15 protein-coding genes are annotated in these 17,682 nt (G+C 41.3%); 3 read left to right on the plus strand and 12 right to left on the minus strand.

The annotated features are described in order from the left end of the window. The first annotated feature begins 268 nt into the window (after positions 1-268). On the plus strand, positions 269-1,123 hold the full coding sequence (gene tesB / locus PSI14_RS03345) for an acyl-CoA thioesterase II (protein ID WP_273574404.1): 855 nt from the start codon (positions 269-271) through the stop codon (positions 1,121-1,123). Positions 1,124-1,300: 177 nt separating this feature from the next. On the opposite strand, the gene amtB is transcribed toward tesB, so the two are convergent. From amtB to PSI14_RS03370, 5 genes are all read right to left on the minus strand, one after another. Next, complete coding sequence (gene amtB, locus PSI14_RS03350; RefSeq protein ID WP_273574405.1) at positions 1,301-2,581, minus strand: ammonium transporter AmtB; 1,281 nt, start codon at positions 2,579-2,581, stop codon at positions 1,301-1,303. Between the two features lie 15 nt (positions 2,582-2,596). Further along, the gene (gene glnK, locus PSI14_RS03355) at positions 2,597-2,935 is read right to left on the minus strand and encodes a P-II family nitrogen regulator (RefSeq protein ID WP_273574406.1); all 339 of its coding nucleotides are present in this window, start codon (positions 2,933-2,935) and stop codon (positions 2,597-2,599) included. 167 nt (positions 2,936-3,102) lie between these two features. Continuing rightward, positions 3,103-4,872: a SmdB family multidrug efflux ABC transporter permease/ATP-binding protein gene (locus PSI14_RS03360; protein ID WP_273574407.1), complete on the minus strand. Its 1,770-nt coding sequence runs from the start codon at positions 4,870-4,872 to the stop codon at positions 3,103-3,105. After that, positions 4,865-6,613: a SmdA family multidrug ABC transporter permease/ATP-binding protein gene (locus PSI14_RS03365; protein WP_273574408.1), complete on the minus strand. Its 1,749-nt coding sequence runs from the start codon at positions 6,611-6,613 to the stop codon at positions 4,865-4,867. Before PSI14_RS03365 ends, PSI14_RS03360 begins: the two co-directional genes overlap by 8 nt. A gap of 57 nt (positions 6,614-6,670) precedes the next feature. Next, positions 6,671-7,141, minus strand: coding sequence for an Lrp/AsnC family transcriptional regulator (locus PSI14_RS03370; RefSeq protein ID WP_273574409.1), 471 nt, complete (start codon positions 7,139-7,141; stop codon positions 6,671-6,673). A 122-nt stretch (positions 7,142-7,263) separates the two neighbouring features. On the opposite strand from PSI14_RS03370, the gene PSI14_RS03375 reads away from it, so the two are divergent. Both PSI14_RS03375 and queC read left to right on the plus strand, forming a co-directional pair. Continuing rightward, positions 7,264-8,316 (plus strand): PLP-dependent cysteine synthase family protein, encoded by a 1,053-nt coding sequence (locus PSI14_RS03375; protein ID WP_273574410.1) that lies wholly within the window; start codon positions 7,264-7,266, stop codon positions 8,314-8,316. Between the two features lie 32 nt (positions 8,317-8,348). Then, a complete protein-coding gene (queC, locus tag PSI14_RS03380) occupies positions 8,349-9,047 on the plus strand; it encodes a 7-cyano-7-deazaguanine synthase QueC (protein ID WP_273574411.1) in 699 nt (232 codons plus the stop codon). A gap of 212 nt (positions 9,048-9,259) precedes the next feature. Here queC and PSI14_RS03385 read toward each other — a convergent pair whose 3' ends face one another. From PSI14_RS03385 to clpP, 7 genes are all read right to left on the minus strand, one after another. Beyond that, positions 9,260-9,652, minus strand: a complete 393-nt coding sequence (locus PSI14_RS03385; RefSeq protein ID WP_273553229.1) for an acyl-CoA thioesterase — start codon at positions 9,650-9,652, stop codon at positions 9,260-9,262. A gap of 148 nt (positions 9,653-9,800) precedes the next feature. Beyond that, positions 9,801-10,193 (minus strand): ComEA family DNA-binding protein, encoded by a 393-nt coding sequence (locus PSI14_RS03390; RefSeq protein WP_273574585.1) that lies wholly within the window; start codon positions 10,191-10,193, stop codon positions 9,801-9,803. Between the two features lie 148 nt (positions 10,194-10,341). Beyond that, entirely contained in the window at positions 10,342-12,222 is a 1,881-nt protein-coding gene (gene ppiD / locus PSI14_RS03395; RefSeq protein ID WP_273574412.1) for a peptidylprolyl isomerase, read from the minus strand. 187 nt (positions 12,223-12,409) lie between these two features. Beyond that, on the minus strand, positions 12,410-12,685 hold the full coding sequence (hupB, locus tag PSI14_RS03400) for a nucleoid-associated protein HU-beta (RefSeq protein WP_503016452.1): 276 nt from the start codon (positions 12,683-12,685) through the stop codon (positions 12,410-12,412). A gap of 271 nt (positions 12,686-12,956) precedes the next feature. Beyond that, complete coding sequence (gene lon, locus PSI14_RS03405) at positions 12,957-15,311, minus strand: endopeptidase La (protein WP_273574413.1); 2,355 nt, start codon at positions 15,309-15,311, stop codon at positions 12,957-12,959. Between the two features lie 208 nt (positions 15,312-15,519). Further along, positions 15,520-16,791, minus strand: a complete 1,272-nt coding sequence (clpX, locus tag PSI14_RS03410) for an ATP-dependent protease ATP-binding subunit ClpX (protein WP_273574414.1) — start codon at positions 16,789-16,791, stop codon at positions 15,520-15,522. 134 nt (positions 16,792-16,925) lie between these two features. Continuing rightward, complete coding sequence (gene clpP, locus PSI14_RS03415; RefSeq protein ID WP_273574415.1) at positions 16,926-17,549, minus strand: ATP-dependent Clp endopeptidase proteolytic subunit ClpP; 624 nt, start codon at positions 17,547-17,549, stop codon at positions 16,926-16,928. Between the last annotated feature and the right edge of the window lie 133 nt (positions 17,550-17,682).

Raw genomic sequence — 17,682 nt, forward strand, 5'->3', positions numbered from 1 at the left:
AACCTACATCAAATACCAACCTCCTTATCCTCTATTACTTAAAATAAAAAATAACCATATAAATCAACACACAAACAACCAAAACAATACATTCGCATTATTTGATAATCATTGATAAAATTAACAGTAATAGTTCGCATCTAAAATAAAAACACAAGGATAATTTCATTTACAATGCCCCCTATTTACTATCGATCAAATAAAAAACTTATTATCCATAATCTTTCGTTTATACTTTTCAAACGCTTTTAAACACTAAAGGCATGTTATGAGCCAAGCATTACAATACTTAATTAACTTGATACACCTAGAAAAAATAGAAGAAGGAATTTACCGAGGACAAAGTGAAGACTTAGGATTTCCTCAGGTTTTCGGCGGACAAGTAATAGGTCAAGCTCTATATGCAGCAAAACAAACCGTCGCGAATGATAGAATGATTCACTCTTTCCATAGCTATTTTCTACGCCCAGGTGATAGCCATAAACCCATTGTGTATGATGTTGAAATATTACGTGATGGAAAAAGTTTCAGTGCCCGCCGTGTCAGCGCAATACAAAATGGGCATCCTATTTTTTACATGACGGCTTCTTTTCAAGGGCATGAAGAAAGTTTTGAACACCAAAATACCATGCCTCTGATCCCCCCTCCCGAAGAGTTAGAGTCCCAAGAAGAAATTGTGAAAAAAATGGCTAACTCACTCTCTGCTCAATTAAAAAAAACTTTTTCCGTAGCACCATTGGAAATGAAGCTCGTTCCCCTTCAAAAGCTACCTAATCATTCATCCCAAGTCCCTGTGCGTTATGTTTGGTTCCGTAGCAATGGAAAAATGCCAGAAGATCCATTCATTCATCATTGCTTGCTGGGCTATGCATCAGATTTCAATTTCCTACCCACAGCATTACAGCCTCATGGTGTAGAATTTATGGGAAAAAATATGCAAATAGCCACAATTGACCACTCAATGTGGTATCACCGCCCTTTTAGTATGGATGATTGGTTACTTTATTCAATCGAAAGTCCATCTGCATCAGGTGCCCGTGGTTTTGTTCGTGGGCATATCTATAACCGTTCAGGTGTGCTTATCGCTTCTGCTGTTCAGGAGGGAGTAATCCGAAAGTTATAATGAATTGAATCATGAATTGAATCAATGCCGTATGCCGTATGCCGTATGCCGTAATAACAGAAATCAGCACTATTCTTTTACTGTTATCCCATTACTGATTTTTGTTACTAGAATTTTTATTACTGACCTTTCTGTTAATACGGCACGGCGCGCCTATTTTCAAACAAGTAAAAATGCTTAGTTATAAGCACTTTCACCATGTGAAGTAATATCAAGTCCTTCCCTTTCTGCTTCAATACTAATACGTAGCCCAACCAATTTATCTGCGATCTTAAATGAGATATAAGCCGCTATTGATGACCAAACTATACAGACTAATATACTAATAATCTGAATGCCAAACTGTCTTAGCATTGTCATTCCTTCGGGAAATCCTGTTCCACCTAAAGTGGATGAAGTAAAAATACTAGTCAACACACAACCAACGATGCCGCATACTCCATGTATCCCGAAAACATCACAAACATCATCAACACGCAACCATCTCTTCAATATGACCACACCCCATAAGCCTGTAATGCCTGCAATCAGTCCCATTACCAATGCTCCACCAATTCCAACTGTTGCGGCAGCAGGCGTAATGACCACTAAACCAGAAATACATCCAGAACATGCTCCTAAAAGCGAAGGTTTCTGGCGAAACAACCACTCAGAGAAAACCCATGACAATACCGCTCCTGCCGTTGCTACCACCGTATTCACTAGAGCTAATGCTGAGATACCATTCACTGCTCCCGCAGATCCCACATTAAAGCCAAACCAACCAATGTAAAGGATCGCTGTTCCAATAAAAGTCATTGATAAGTCATGAGGTTTAAATGATTCTCGCCCAAAGCCTGAACGCTTACCAAGTAAGTAAGCACCAACTAGCCCTGCTACTGCCGCATTGATGTGAACAACAGTCCCACCAGCAAAATCCAAAGCTCCATCCTTAGCAAGCCAACCACCTCCCCACATCATATGGGCCATGGGAATATAAGATGTTGTCAACCACAACACACTAAAAATCAGCAAAGCTGAAAAACGAACTCTTTCACATAAAGCCCCTACAACCAAAGCAACGGTAATACATGCAAATGCACCTTGGAAAACAACATGAATCAACTGATAAAAACTGCCATTTAGATCAGTTATAGATATATTTTTCAACATGACCTGATCAAAGCCACCCCAAAAAGAATTACCTATTCCAAAAGTCATGCTATACCCGTAAATAACCCAGAGCACACAAACCAATGAAAAACTGACAATAACCTGTGACATCAGTGACAAAACATTTTTACGGCGTAGTAAGCCCCCATAAAACAATGCAATACCGGGTATAGTCATAAAAAGTACAAGTACCGTATTTATCAACATGAATACCGTGTCTGCTTTATCGAGCTTGTTTTCCGCAGCAAAAGCAAATGAAGGAAAACTGGCCGCAATAAACGCCATAGATAAAAATTTTTTATTCATTTTTTATTCCTCCATTTATAGTGCTGAATCATTTATTTCGCCCGTCCTGATCCGGACAACATGCTGTAATTCAAAGATAAATATTTTTCCATCCCCCATCTTCCCTGTGAAAGCAGTCTGTTGAACAATATGGATAATTTCTTCAACCCGCTCATCACTAATAGCAATATCAATCTTAACTTTGGGCAAAAAATTAACGTTGTATTCAGCACCCCGATAAAGTTCAGAATGGCCTTTTTGACGTCCAAAGCCCTTTACTTCTGTTATAGTCATACCTTGTATACCTATATCAGCAAGAGCCTCCCGCACTTCTTCCAGCTTAAATGGTTTTATGATGATAGTGATTAACTTCATATTTCCCCCGCTTGTTTGCCACGTTGGCACAAGGGAATAAATGCAAGGGATATGCCAGAAGTTAAAAATGAAATGTAATCAATTTATTATCGAAAAATATTTCTAAAGAAGGGATAAAAAAGGAGCAGAAAACACATCTGCCCCCTATATACATACTAAAATGCACACTAAATGTGCACTGGTTCATTCAAAGTTTCGCCAACTTGCTGGAGTTGGTACATTTGATAATAGCGCCCACGCTTTTCCAGTAGTTGTTGATGCTGCCCTTGTTCAATAATTGCACCACGATGCAGCACTAATATCGAATCAGCTTCAATAATGGTTGAAAGACGATGGGCAATCACCACCAATGTCGTCTGTTTACGGATCATTCCCAGCGCTTTCTGTACTGATTGTTCTGTCCCTGAATCAATATTCGCGGTTGCCTCATCCAAGATAAGAATCTGTGGCGTTTGCACTAAAACCCTAGCCATTGCCAAAAGCTGTTTTTGACCTGCGGAAAGCGTATTTCCTTGTTCTCCTAAGACGGAATTCAAACCATCGGGTAAAAAACGGACAAAGTCAGCTAATTGAACCAATTCCAGCACTTCCCATATTTTCTCTTCACTGATATCCCGCCCTAGCGTGATATTGTTGAGGAATGAAGCAGCCAGAACAACAGGGTCTTGCTGCACCATTGCCACTCCATTACGCAGCACTGTATGAGAAAGCGAAGACACTGGGCGTCCATCAAGATAAATCTCACCGTCTTGCCACAGATAGTATCCCATAATCAAATTGGCCAGAGTGCTTTTTCCACTCCCTGTATGCCCAACCAAAGCCACAAACCCATGTGGAGGAACATGCAGATTGATATCATTCAAGACGAGTTTGTCACTGCGGTAGGCAAAATTTAAGTTTTCAATGTCAATTCTGCCACTCTCTAGCGCTCGCAAATCATCACCATATTGCTGCTGCGGGCTATCCATAAGTTCAAAAACTCGTTCCCCTGAAACCACTGCTTGCTGCAACACTGATTGCTGTGCGGTCAATTCAATCAGTGGTTCATTCAACCGCCCAAGATAATTAATAAAGGCATACAATACACCAACACCAATAACCCCAGTGCCTTTGATCCCAAATAATAAAAGTAAACCACACAATATTGCGGCGGAGAAAAAGCTCAATAATGGTCTCAACAAGATGCCATCTAACCTTAAAGCCTGCATACGAGCCTGATAATGTGCTCGGTTGGTAGCCAACATTTTCTCACCAAAACGAGCTTGCTGACGAAACTGCTGAATCACAGTCATTCCATTAATGACTTCATTAAAGCCATCATTAATGTCAGCCAGATAGCCACGAACCCGTCTGACTATTGGGATGCTGAGACGCTGATAAATCACCATTACAAACAAGACCGCAGGAAATATCACGATCGCAACACATGCCATACGCCAATTCAAAACAAACATGGCTATCAGCATAGCTCCAATCAGCGCAATACAACGAAACACTGTAGGGATCACATTAACAAACAGATCTTTAATTACCTCAGTATCATTTGTCACACGGGATATCAGTTGCCCAACTGGTTGATTATCAAAAGCACTTAATGGCTGACGTAATGCTGAATTCATAACATCAGTACGAAGCATCTGCACCACCCCTACAGATGCCTGATTAAAAAATAACGTTTGATAATAGTGTAAAGCAGCAGAAATAAGCTGCAAAATCAAGAAGGTTGCGGCAAGCCCAGCGACAACATCAAGCGGTAAGTTCCCCTTTGCTACCATATTGTCGATAAAATAACTCACAAGCAGAGGTCCACTCACTTCTGCCAGTGCCGCAATCCATAACATCAATACAGCAATTAGCATCGGCTTACGGTAATTTTGACTGTAAGAGAGCAGACGCTTTAATGATGGCCATAACTTACGCATATGAATTTTAGTCATTGTCACCATCCAATGCAGCTTCTAGTTGTTGGTAATGATACATGTCGGAATACCAACCAGACTGAGCGATAAGCTGCTTATGCTGGCCCTGCTGTGCAATCGTACCATGCTGCATAACCAAAATATTATCTGCTTCCGTTAATGCCGACAGTCGGTGTGCACTGATAATAATGGTACGCTGTTGCCGCCATTGGCTGAGATTTTTCATAATTTGGTGTTCTGTGTGCCCATCAACGGCTGACAGAGCATCATCAAGTATTAAAATTTCCGTATCTAACAGCAAAGCCCTGGCAATGGATATACGCTGTTTTTGCCCACCAGAAAGCATCACTCCACGCTCTCCCACTTCCGTTTGATATCCCTGAGGCAGTTGCAAAATATCGTCATGTACACTTGCTAGGCGAGCGACCTCTTCTATTTGCTCTTGAGTTGCATCAGGTCGTCCTAACGCAATATTACCTACAACCGTATCCGAAAACAGAAAAGGTGTTTGGTTGACGATAGCTAATCGGGCACGCCATTCTTCCATTCGGAGAGTAGAAATATTTTTTGACTGGAAAAGAATATCTCCATCGGTTACATCAAACTGACGTTGCAACAAAGCCAATAAAGTACTTTTTCCTGTACCTGTAGGCCCACAAAGTCCCAATAACTGCCCTGGTTCCAACTGAAAATGGATAGCTTGCAAAATAGGCTTATCATTTCTGGGATAGTTAAATCTGTTGATATTTGCCTGCAAGCTCCCCCGAGCTGAAGACAAGGACAACGCACCGTCTTCGGTTACCAGTGGTTCCTGCAATAAACTACGGATACGTGTATAAGCGGCACTTCCTCTTTCAACAATGTTGAACATCCATGCCAATGCCAACATTGGCCAGATCATCAATCCCAGATACATTACAAAACTGGTCAGTTCACCCAGAGTCATGGAGCCATTCACCACCATCCAACTGCCTCCTCCGACCGCCAAGAGGTTTGCAACAGCGATAGTAACGAAAATGGTGGGATCAAAACGTGCATCTACACGTGCAACATGCATATTTTTACGCCCAGCATCAATGGCAACTTCTTCAAACTGATTGGATTGCAGCTTCTCCAGTCCAAATGCTTTTATCATACGGATACTAGTCAAACTTTCCTGTGCATGGTTATTCAGGACAGAAAATGCACCTTGCGCAGATTTAAAACGGTGATGAAGCTGATTACCATAATGCTTAATTGCTAAGGCCATAATCGGCATAGGCAACAGTGATAACAATGTTAATTGCCAACTGATCTGCACACTCATTACAATTAGAACAGCACACCCCATGACTAAAGCATCAACTAGAGTAAGTACTCCCTCACCAGCAGCAAAAACAACTCTGTCAACATCATTTGTTGCGCGAGCCATAAGATCGCCTGTTCTATGGCGCAAATAAAACTCAGGATTTTGACTACTCAGACGCAAATAGAAGTCACTACGCAACTTAACAGCCAGCCGATAAGAAGCACCGAACAACCATACACGCCAAACATACCGCAGACCATATATTGCCAAAGCAATAAGCAGCATTACCCCTAGCCACATTAATAGCTGACGGGATGTCATCGTTTTTGAGCTAATGCCATCAACAATAACTCCAACCAAGCGGGGAGGAATGAGTTGCAGCACCGCAATCATGACGAGAAAAATAACAGCTCCCAAATAGCGCCGCCATTCACTAAGAAAATACCAGCTTAATTGTGAAAATAATCTCACACGCCTATTCCCGAGGTAAAAAATGAAAGAGTTAGCGCCTACCGATCAAAAGGATCTTTATATTATTGAATCTGGTATTGGCAGCGCCGTTGTATATTTTATCTTTTCCATTGCAAAGTTAGAGGTGACATCAATCAAACCAGAAACCCCATTAACCATGCGTTTATAGAAACGATCATAACTTTTCATATCAATAACTTCTACATGCAATAGGTAATCATATTCACCAGCCATTCGATAAAATGTTAAGACTTCGGGCATCTCTTTTATAAAGGTGACAAACTGTTCATACCATTCACTGCTGTGTTGCTGAGTTTTAATCATTACTATCACTGTCAGCCCCAAGCCGAGTTTTACCCCATTTAACAATGCAACTTTTCCGACAATATAACCTTCATCCTCAAGTCGTCTGAGACGTTTCCAGCAAGGTGTCGAAGTCAAATTAACCGCTTCAGCCAGTGCATTCAGTGATAGACTACAGTCCTGTTGAAGCAGTTCCAGTAGCTTACGGTCTATTTTGTCTAGCATATCTAAATCCTATAGAAATATTTCCCAAATATAACGGATAAACGCAGAAAAATAACAATCTATTTCTCTTAATGTAAGAGTAATCTATACGCCATTACAGTATTATTATTCAGGGTCAATTTATGTCATCTTTATGGGCTACAAACGCCATAAAAGCTATTCAAGCTGATTATCAACGCAGTGCTGATACACACCTAATTCGCCTTAATCTCCCAATGTTTCCGGGCATTCATCTCTACCTTAAAGATGAGAGCACTCATCCCACAGGCAGCCTCAAACATCGGCTCGCACGTTCCCTATTCCTTTACGCACTCACTAATGGTTGGATTAAGGAAGGAACCCCTATTATTGAAGCTTCATCCGGAAGTACTGCTGTTTCGGAGGCTTATTTTGCTCGCTTACTTGGTTTACCTTTTATTGCAGTAATGCCCTCCTGCACAGCTAAGCGCAAAATTCAAGAAATTAAGTTCTATGGCGGTAAATGCCATTTTGTAGAGCATTCCGCCTTGATTTATCAAGAGTCAGAACGTCTGGCAAAAGAGCTCAATGGCCATTATATGGATCAGTTTACCTATGCCGAACGAGCGACTGACTGGCGAGGAAACAATAATATTGCAGAAAGCATTTTCCGTCAGATGCAACTAGAACCCTTTCCTGAGCCAACTTACATTGTAATGAGTGCAGGAACCGGTGGTACATCTGCAACTCTTGGTCGCTATATTCGCTATCAGGGATATAACACCAAACTCATTGTTGTCGATCCTGAAAACTCCGTCTTCTACGATTGCTATCATCAGAACCGCCGCGATATTTGTGGAAGTACAGGCAGCAAAATAGAAGGCATTGGCCGTCCACGCGCAGAACCTTCTTTTATTCCTACAGTTATCAATGAAATGATCCAAGTTCCCGATCCTGCCACTATTGCTACCATTTATTGGCTTGAAAAATTAATTGGCAGAAAAACCGGAGCATCAACCGGAACTAACGTTTGGGGAGCGTTACAACTCGCCAAGAAAATGCACGATAACAACCAACAAGGGGCAATCGTGACATTACTCTGTGATAGCGGAGAGCGTTACCTTGATACTTATTACAACCCAGAGTGGGTTCGCAATAATATCGGTGATGTCACACAGTATCTAACACAACTACCCAAGTTAAACGGTTATGAGTAACATATCTCCTTCAATTTACAGAGGTAGGTATCATGAAACGAGCCGTTGTTGTATTCAGTGGTGGGCAGGACTCCACCACTTGTTTAATTCAGGCACTCCGTCAATATGATGAAGTTCACTGTGTCACCTTTGATTATGGACAGCGTCACCGTGCTGAAATTGATGTAGCTTGTCATATAAGCAAAGAATTGGGAGCCGCTGCCCACAAAGTACTTGATGTTACTCTATTGAATGCGCTCGCAATCAGCAGCCTGACAAGAGACAATATTCCTGTACCCGATTTCAGCGAAAGTGAAAAAAGTGGCCTCCCAAGTACATTTGTGCCTGGCCGTAATATTTTATTTTTAACTCTGGCGGCAATTTATGCCTATCAGGTTGAAGCTGAAGCCGTCATTACTGGCGTTTGTGAAACTGATTTTTCGGGATACCCTGATTGCCGTGATGAGTTTGTCAAAGCCCTCAACAAAGCAGTCAGCCTTGGTATTGCTCGCGATATTCGTTTCGAAACTCCTCTAATGTGGTTAAACAAAGCGGAAACTTGGGCATTGGCAGATTATTACCAAAAATTGGATTTTGTCCGCAATCAAACCCTCACTTGCTATAATGGCATTCAGGGTGATGGATGTAGCGAATGTGCTGCCTGCCACCTCAGGGCTAAAGGATTAAATCATTATTTAAGCGATGCCCAGACCGTTATGTTAGAAATGAAATCCAAAACACATCTAAGTTAGTCACACCGTTTTATCTAATTACATTGTCTGTGAGAGGTTCGTCGAACCTCTCACTTCATCGCTATTATTTCACTTATTACTTACTTCACTGCTTGCTGTCTAAATTCGTTCCTTTGCCATTGCACGACAACTTCAATACTATTTTGTTAAAAAACACCATTCTGTTAAAAAACGACTTAAAGAATATCCAGTATGATTATTCGGTGTAGCTCTTAATAAGCTTCCATTCTTTTACGCAACTCACCTTCTAAAACCAGTGCCTTTTGAGTTTTCAAATCAATACAGACAAATGTAGTTAAAGCATCAGCAATAACTTGATTATCACTCCTACGTACAATTTCCTGAAAAAATGTGCCGCTTTTATTACGCAATTCCTGCATAGAAGATTTCACTTCTAGCTCATCTGTAATTACAGCAGGATGACGATAATTAATATTGATATTCACCACAACAAAACCAATATTTTTATGATTTAACCATTCCAGCGTGTCATCTTCAGTAAGTAAGTCCCAGCGGGCAGCTTCCAGAAACTCTAAATAGCGGGCATTGTTCACATGCTGGAAAAGATCAATATGATAACCCCTAACTTTGATAATCGTACTCATTGCTATTTTTTCCTTTAAACTCATCCGACCAGATAAGATGTAACAATAGCAAAACAATTTAATTACAATAGTGTTTGATGAATTATTCTTGATCAATGTCACAGCCCTCTTGATCAAATCCCTTTGAATACACAAGAGGGCCTAACACTTAATAAGTTAATTTATCTCGATTTTTTTCTATAAAAATAGGACCAATACCTTGAACTTCCTGCAATTGTTCTATTGCTGTAAAAGGACCATATTTTTCACGATATTCAATAATCGCCTGCGCTTTTTTAGCACCAATGCCATTGAGTTCTTTAGCCAACTCTTCTGCATTTGCAGTATTGATATTAAGAACTCCCTTTCCCTGTATGCGCTGACTTGAAACTTGTTCTCCTCCCTCTTTCGTCTCACTGCTCTCAATAGTGGTTTTATGTTGACCAATAGGTTGTTTCACCATTTTATCAGTAGATTCATTTACTGTAGCGGCATGAGATAATGGCGTGCTAATACACAATGCCATAATGAGTGAATTGAATAATATCCTTAAATATTTCATGTAAATCCCTCTATATTTTGTTGGTGAGCGAAAGATTGCCACAACAATATTTTTGGGCAACAGGCAGGTTTCAAATATGCGAAAGGCCACGAAAGTGGCCTTTTTCTATTACGATTTTACACAAATAGATGCGAGTAACTTCGCAATTTTATTCAATTTGACCGAACTTAATATCCGCATCACTACGTAAATTCATTATTAGTGACTCCAGCATGCTTGCACCAGTCTGATACTGATAACCTATCATATATTGTTTGAGTTGCTCATCTGTAACAGAACCCGGAACCACTTTATCCAATTGGATAAGCACAGCGTTACCAAGCTCGTCTTGAGCTAACCCATATACAGGCTTACCTTCTTTAGGATGCGGTAAAGTGAATGCCACATCAGTAGCTTGGTTGGTTTGTGACATATTTTTTATCACAGTAGGTTGTGCGAACTGAATTCCTGCGGTTTTCAATGCTTGCTCGCCTTTACCTTCTTTCAGAGCAGCCAGTAGTTTTTCACTTTCAACCTGAAGTTGTTTTTCCGCTTTCTGGCGCTTCACCAATTCAGCTACCTCAGATTTAGCCTGTTCAAACGGCTGGACTGTTTCAGCTTTAAAATCATCAACACGCACTATAAAGGCTCTGTCGCCTTCCACTGAAATAACATCAGAGTTAATTCCTGTCGCGCCTTTATCATCAACCAAATTGCCTGAGAAAATGGCCTGAACAACTTGGCTGAAATTAATGTCAGCAGGAACATTATCACGATCAAACCAGTCAGTGGTCACGGCCTGATAACCTGCCGCTTTTTCTGCTACTGCCAAAGATTCATTATTATTAGCCGCTGCATCACTCACTTTTCTCTGTAATGCATAGAACGCATCAACCGCTTTTTCCTGTTTGACAATTTTTTCTATTTCAGGGCGTATATCCGCCAATGGTTTAACTTCCTGAGGTTTAAGATCATCCAAACGGAAGATTGCATATCCATTAGATAATTTGATCACATCCGAAAGCTGCCCTTTCTGTGTCAAATTTGCTGATTTAAGCTCATTAGGTAGGGAGTTTTCTTCCATCCAACCAAGATCACCACCTTTTTGAGCAGAAAATTTGTCTGTCGATTTTTCTGATGCCAATTGACTGAAATCAGCCCCTTTCTTTAATTCATCCAAAACCGATTTAGCAGCAGAATCTGAAGCCAGTTGAATAAAGCTATACTTCTTCTGTTCAAGCTTCGTGTATTGCGACAAATTGTCTTTATAGTACTTTTCAATATCAGTATCAGATACAGTTACGTTCTTCAGCTCATTGGCAGCATCCATTTTGATGTAACTGACTTTAACTTTTTCTGGCACAGTGAAATGCTTACTATTCACATCATAATAATTTTTCAGCTCTTCATCCGTCACAGTTTGCTTTGCTTCAATTGATTTCAACTCAAGGGTAGCAAAATGTACTGTTCTTTCTTGAAAAAGTAGTGCTGCTTCCTGTTTTATTTCTGTCGGTAATGCAATTTCTGCACCGATAAGGACTTGCTCCATTTGACGATTAATCAGATCCTGACGAATCTGTTCCGCAAAACTATCAGGGCTGATGTTTGAGCGGGCAAGCAAGTTTAAATAATCCTGATATTTGTTGTTGTCAAATTTACCATCAATTTGGAGAAACGGTAGATTACGTATCTCCTGTGCAACCTGCTCATCACTTGCTGATAAACCCAGCTTATGGACATATTGCTCAATCAAAGTAGCATTAATGAGTTTCTCCAATGACTGGCGACGAAGCTGCTGTAGCCTCTGTTCATCGCTTAACAAAGTTGAGAACTTATCTCCCAGCTTCTCCTGCTGAGCATTTTTTTCTTGTAAAAATGCCTGCTCCAGCTGAGCACGACTAATGGTTTGGCCATTCACTTTGGCAGCATAACTACCACTTTCACTTGACAGGTAACCTGTTACACCAGTCAACAAAAAAGTCAGGATAATTAGAGCCAACACAATTTTGAGCACAGGACCGTTCGCCGCCGTGCGTAGGTTGTCCATCATAAAGACGTAAAACTCCGCTTTAGTGAAAAAGAAACTGTCATATTACGCTAATTCAAACGCTAAGAGAAAAAAAGCGCACCAATCAATTGATGCGCTTATATTCTAGACTATCAACACGGCCTAGTCAGTTGAAGTTTACCGCGATAACAAAAAACCAGAGCCTGTTTTCTGTTCATTAACTATTACATTAACTATTAACAGCATCTTTTAAACTCTTTCCAGATCGGAAAGAAGGTACTTTTGCTGCTGCAATTTTGATTTCCTTGCCTGTCTGGGGGTTGCGTCCTGTACGTGCAGCGCGTTCACGCACAGTAAACGTACCGAACCCCACTAAAGCGACATCATCACCGTCTTTCAATGCACCAGATACTGAAGAAATGAATGCATCTACTACACGTCCGGCTGCTACTTTAGAAATGTTTACATCAGCAGCAATTTTGTCGATCAGTTGTGATTTATTCACTCTTATCATCCCCATTTTAGTTTTACTATAGTAACGAAACCGATATTAACGAAACCAATAGTAACGAAAACCAATTTATAACGGATAACACGGCTGTTATGCCGTCATATTAATCCTTTCCAGTATTAGCAAGAAATCATGGAACAGCAAAATATTTAATCAGATAATTAGACTAACCTAATTTAGTGGCACAAAAAAAGCTGGCAAGTCTGAATTTACTCGCCAACCTATATTTTATACATAGTTCTTGAGTTAGCTCACTATTTTTGTACTACTTTAGTGATACTACTTCTGCACCAAATACTGGTTCCTGCAAAGCGATAGATAAAACATCTTCTATACGCTTAACTGGATGGATCTCCAAATCTTGGATCACATTCTGAGGGATCTCTTCCAGATCTCGCTTATTGTCATCTGGGATCACAACCGTCTTAATTCCCCCACGGTGCGCCGCCAGTAGTTTCTCTTTTAGGCCACCGATTGGCAGAACTAAACCACGCAGAGTAATTTCTCCCGTCATGGCTACGTCAGCACGAACTGGATTACCCGTCAGGCAAGAAACCAACGCCGTGCACATTCCAATCCCCGCACTTGGGCCATCTTTTGGTGTTGCACCTTCCGGTACGTGAACATGAATATCACGTTTTTCATGGAAATCAGAACTGATCCCCAGCTTATCAGCCCGTGCCCGAACAACAGTCAATGCCGCTTGGATAGATTCCTGCATCACTTCACCCAATGAACCGGTATAAGTCAACTTACCTTTACCCGGTACACTGGCTGTTTCAATCGTCAGCAAATCACCACCGACTTCTGTCCACGCCAGACCTGTTACCTGACCAACTCGATTTTCTGTATCAGCACGACCATAATCCACTCGCTGCACACCCAGATAATCTTTCAAATTTTCTGCGTTGATTTCGATATGCTTAAGTTTCTTATCCATCAATAATGTTTTGACTGCTTTACGACACAATTTAGAGATTTCACGTTCCAAACTACGAACGCCAGCCTCACGAGTGTAGTAACGAATAATGCCAAGAATTGCGCCATCATCTATAGTCAGTTCGCCTTTCTTCAAAGCGTTACGCTCAATCTGTTTTGGCAGTAAATGACGTTTAGCAATATTTAATTTCTCATCTTCGGTATAACCCGATAGACGAATAACTTCCATACGATCCAGCAATGGAGCCGGGATATTCATAGAATTAGAAGTTGCCACGAACATGACGTCGGAGAGATCATAATCAACTTCAAGATAATGATCGTTAAATGCTACGTTTTGTTCAGGATCAAGCACTTCCAACAACGCTGAAGCTGGGTCACCACGCATGTCGGATGACATTTTGTCAATTTCATCCAATAAGAACAGTGGGTTTTTAACCCCTATTTTGGACATTTTCTGGATTAATTTGCCCGGCATTGAGCCAATATAGGTGCGGCGATGCCCACGGATTTCGGCTTCATCACGTACTCCACCTAATGCCATACGCACATATTTACGCCCAGTTGCGCGTGCGATAGAACGACCCAATGAGGTTTTACCCACACCAGGAGGCCCTACCAGACAAAGTATTGGCCCCTTGATTTTGCTAACACGGCTTTGTACCGCGAGATATTCAAGAATACGCTCTTTGACGCGTTCCAAACCATAATGGTCTGTATCCAGCACTTCCTGAGCTTTTACTAAATCTTTTTTTACCTTGCTACGTGAAACCCAAGGAACTTGCACCATCCAATCAATATAACTACGAACAACCGTTGCTTCAGCTGACATAGGGGACATCATTTTTAATTTCTGCAACTCAGCTTCGGCTTTTTCACGTGCCTCTTTAGGCATTTTCGCGTCTTCGATCTTGCGTCTTAGCGTCTCATGTTCATCAGGTGCATCATCCATCTCACCCAATTCTTTCTGGATCGCTTTCATTTGCTCATTCAGGTAATACTCGCGCTGGCTTTTTTCCATCTGTTTTTTAACGCGATTACGGATACGTTTTTCTACCTGTAGCAGATCGATTTCTGATTCCATCATTGCAATCAGATACTCAATGCGCTCAATAACGTCAGACATTTCTAAAACTGCCTGCTTGTCATTGATTTTCAAAGGCATATGTGCAGCGATGGTATCTGCCAACTTTGCCGCATCTTCAATACTGTGCAACGATGTCAATACTTCTGGTGGGATCTTTTTATTCAGTTTGACATAGCCTTCAAACTGATTAATAGCTGTTCTTACCAGAACTTCTTGCTCACGCTCATCAACTTCAGGGGATTCAAGATATTCAACTTGCGCATAAAAATATTCGCCATTATCCGTCAACGTGGTAATGCGGGCACGCTGCAAACCTTCAACCAGAACTTTTACTGTGCCATCTGGCAATTTTAGCATCTGTAAAACAGAAGCCACTGTACCTACGGAGAAAAGATCATTGACTCCCGGCTCATCAGTAGATGCTTCTTTTTGCGCGACCAACATGACTTGTTTGTCATGCTCCATTGCTGCTTCTAGGCAATGAATCGACTTCTCACGCCCAACAAACAGAGGGATCACCATATGTGGGTAAACCACTACATCGCGCAAAGGCAATACAGGGATTTCTATGCGTTCGGAACGCTCAGGATTCATAGAGCTCTCTCTTCGTTTAGCTTTCGCCAGTTTTTAGGAATCTCTTGAAACACGGTTTTCACGAGTTTCACTTCAAAGAATACAAAATATATGGGGACAGGAATCTGACATTCAATAGCCTATACCTGTAAAAAACAAAATGAGGGAGAATCCCTCATTTTGTTTTTTCAATGCATATTGATAATCAGCACTTCCTACCCTATTTTCCTCACTCACCAGAAACTTGGGCATCCGGCTTACTATATATCAATAATGGTGCGGAACTATCTTCAACAACCGTCTTATCAACGACAACTTTCTCTACGTGTTCCATTGATGGCAGGTCGTACATTGTATCCAGCAGGACTCCTTCAACAATTGAACGAAGACCACGGGCACCAGTTTTACGCGCCATTGCTTTTTTCGCTATAGCAGTCAATGCTTCTTTTCTGAACTCCAGTTCAACACCCTCAAGATTAAACAGGGCCTGATACTGTTTGGTCAGTGCATTTTTCGGTTCCTGTAGGATTTGAATCAGTGCTTCTTCACTGAGTTCAGTCAGAGATGCCACGACTGGAAGACGACCAATGAATTCAGGAATTAACCCAAATTTGATCAAATCTTCCGGTTCAACCTGAGCCAGCAATTCACCTTCTGTTGCTTTCTCCGATTCGCCTTTAACTGTAGCACTAAAACCAATACCTGAACTGACATTCAAACGCTGGCTGACAACTTTGTCCAAACCTGCGAACGCTCCCCCACAAATAAACAGGATCTTGGAAGTATCAACTTGCAAAAATTCCTGTTGTGGATGTTTACGACCACCTTGAGGTGGAACTGCCGCCACAGTACCTTCAACCAGTTTCAACAGAGCCTGCTGAACACCTTCTCCCGATACATCGCGAGTAATTGAAGGGTTATCAGACTTACGGGAAATTTTATCTATTTCATCAATATATACGATACCACGTTGTGCTTTCTGCACATCATAGTCACATTTTTGCAGAAGTTTCTGAATAATATTTTCTACATCTTCCCCAACATAACCGGCTTCGGTCAATGTCGTGGCATCAGCCATAGTAAACGGAACATCTAAATAGCGAGCCAATGTCTCTGCTAACAACGTCTTACCGCTACCTGTCGGGCCAACCAACAGAATATTACTTTTACCAAGTTCCACACCGTTACTGGAGTCACCATTACGTAGTCTCTTGTAATGGTTATAGACAGCAACTGCTAACACCTTTTTCGCTGCTTCCTGACCAATGACGTAATCATCCAGATGCTGGCGAATTTCATGAGGAGTAGGCAATGCGCTACGCTCACGATGTGGTACTACCTCTTTAATTTCTTCGCGAATGATATCATTACAGTAACCGATACAATCATCGCAGATATACACTGACGGGCCGGCTATTAATTTCCGTACTTCATGTTGGCTTTTCCCGCAGAAAGAGCAATACAGCAGCTTTCCTGAACCGTCTTTGCGCTTATCTGTCATCAGTCAACCTCACTTTATGAGCTGTTATCCCGTTTATCCGGCATAACAGAAAAAACGCTGTTATTACTCCGTCTAGTTTTTGGCGTCAACGTCAAGAAACACTAGTATAGGAGTAATAAAGTAATTATTAATAATTAGTTGCGCTGGGTGAATATACTATCAACCAGTCCGTATCCCACGGCCTCCTCGGCTGATAAGAAACGATCACGTTCTGTATCCTCAACAATCTTCTCAAGTGATTGCCCGGTATGCTTCGCCATCAATTCGTTCATACGAGCTTTAACTTTGAGTATTTCCTGCGCATGGATTTCAATGTCAGTCGCCTGCCCTTGGAAACCACCTAATGGCTGGTGAATCATAACTCTGGAATTTGGCAGACAGAAACGCTTACCTTTTGCTCCAGCGGTCAACAGGAATGCCCCCATTGAACAAGCCTGCCCCATACAAATAGTACTCACATCTGGTTTGATAAACTGCATTGTGTCATAAATAGACATACCTGCCGTAATAACCCCACCCGGTGAGTTGATATATAAATGAATATCTTTTTCTGGATTTTCTGCTTCCAAGAATAACATTTGGGCAACGATCAAGTTCGCCATATGATCTTCAACAGGCCCAGTCATAAAAATAATACGATCTTTTAATAAGCGGGAATAGATATCAAATGCACGTTCTCCACGCGCCGTTTGTTCAACCACCATCGGCACCAAAGACATGTTAGGTGCATATTGATCTTGCTTGCCACTGTATGACATTTCCGTCTCCTAATAGAACTCACGCTGGTGCCATTCATAACTGATTCTACTCGAGATAAGCGATGATGACCATGATCCAAAGTTAACTAACAAGGGGATTTTCCCCCTCTAAAAAGTAGTAAGCTCTTACATA

Source organism: Xenorhabdus anantnagensis, from assembly GCF_028598555.1.
Classification (GTDB): Bacteria; Pseudomonadota; Gammaproteobacteria; order Enterobacterales; family Enterobacteriaceae; genus Xenorhabdus; species Xenorhabdus anantnagensis.

What these genes read in the sequence shown, in the direction of transcription:
- tesB (WP_273574404.1), top strand. Translation starts at nt 269, where the DNA reads ATGAGCCAAGCATTACAATACTTAATTAACTTGATACACCTAGAAAAA.
- amtB (WP_273574405.1), bottom strand. Translation starts at nt 2,581, where the DNA reads ATGAATAAAAAATTTTTATCTATGGCGTTTATTGCGGCCAGTTTTCCT.
- glnK (WP_273574406.1), bottom strand. Translation starts at nt 2,935, where the DNA reads ATGAAGTTAATCACTATCATCATAAAACCATTTAAGCTGGAAGAAGTG.
- clpP (WP_273574415.1), bottom strand. Translation starts at nt 17,549, where the DNA reads ATGTCATACAGTGGCAAGCAAGATCAATATGCACCTAACATGTCTTTG.
- PSI14_RS03390 (WP_273574585.1), bottom strand. Translation starts at nt 10,193, where the DNA reads ATGAAATATTTAAGGATATTATTCAATTCACTCATTATGGCATTGTGT.
- PSI14_RS03385 (WP_273553229.1), bottom strand. Translation starts at nt 9,652, where the DNA reads ATGAGTACGATTATCAAAGTTAGGGGTTATCATATTGATCTTTTCCAG.
- clpX (WP_273574414.1), bottom strand. Translation starts at nt 16,791, where the DNA reads ATGACAGATAAGCGCAAAGACGGTTCAGGAAAGCTGCTGTATTGCTCT.
- PSI14_RS03370 (WP_273574409.1), bottom strand. Translation starts at nt 7,141, where the DNA reads ATGCTAGACAAAATAGACCGTAAGCTACTGGAACTGCTTCAACAGGAC.
- lon (WP_273574413.1), bottom strand. Translation starts at nt 15,311, where the DNA reads ATGAATCCTGAGCGTTCCGAACGCATAGAAATCCCTGTATTGCCTTTG.
- queC (WP_273574411.1), top strand. Translation starts at nt 8,349, where the DNA reads ATGAAACGAGCCGTTGTTGTATTCAGTGGTGGGCAGGACTCCACCACT.
- PSI14_RS03375 (WP_273574410.1), top strand. Translation starts at nt 7,264, where the DNA reads ATGTCATCTTTATGGGCTACAAACGCCATAAAAGCTATTCAAGCTGAT.
- PSI14_RS03360 (WP_273574407.1), bottom strand. Translation starts at nt 4,872, where the DNA reads ATGACTAAAATTCATATGCGTAAGTTATGGCCATCATTAAAGCGTCTG.
- ppiD (WP_273574412.1), bottom strand. Translation starts at nt 12,222, where the DNA reads ATGATGGACAACCTACGCACGGCGGCGAACGGTCCTGTGCTCAAAATT.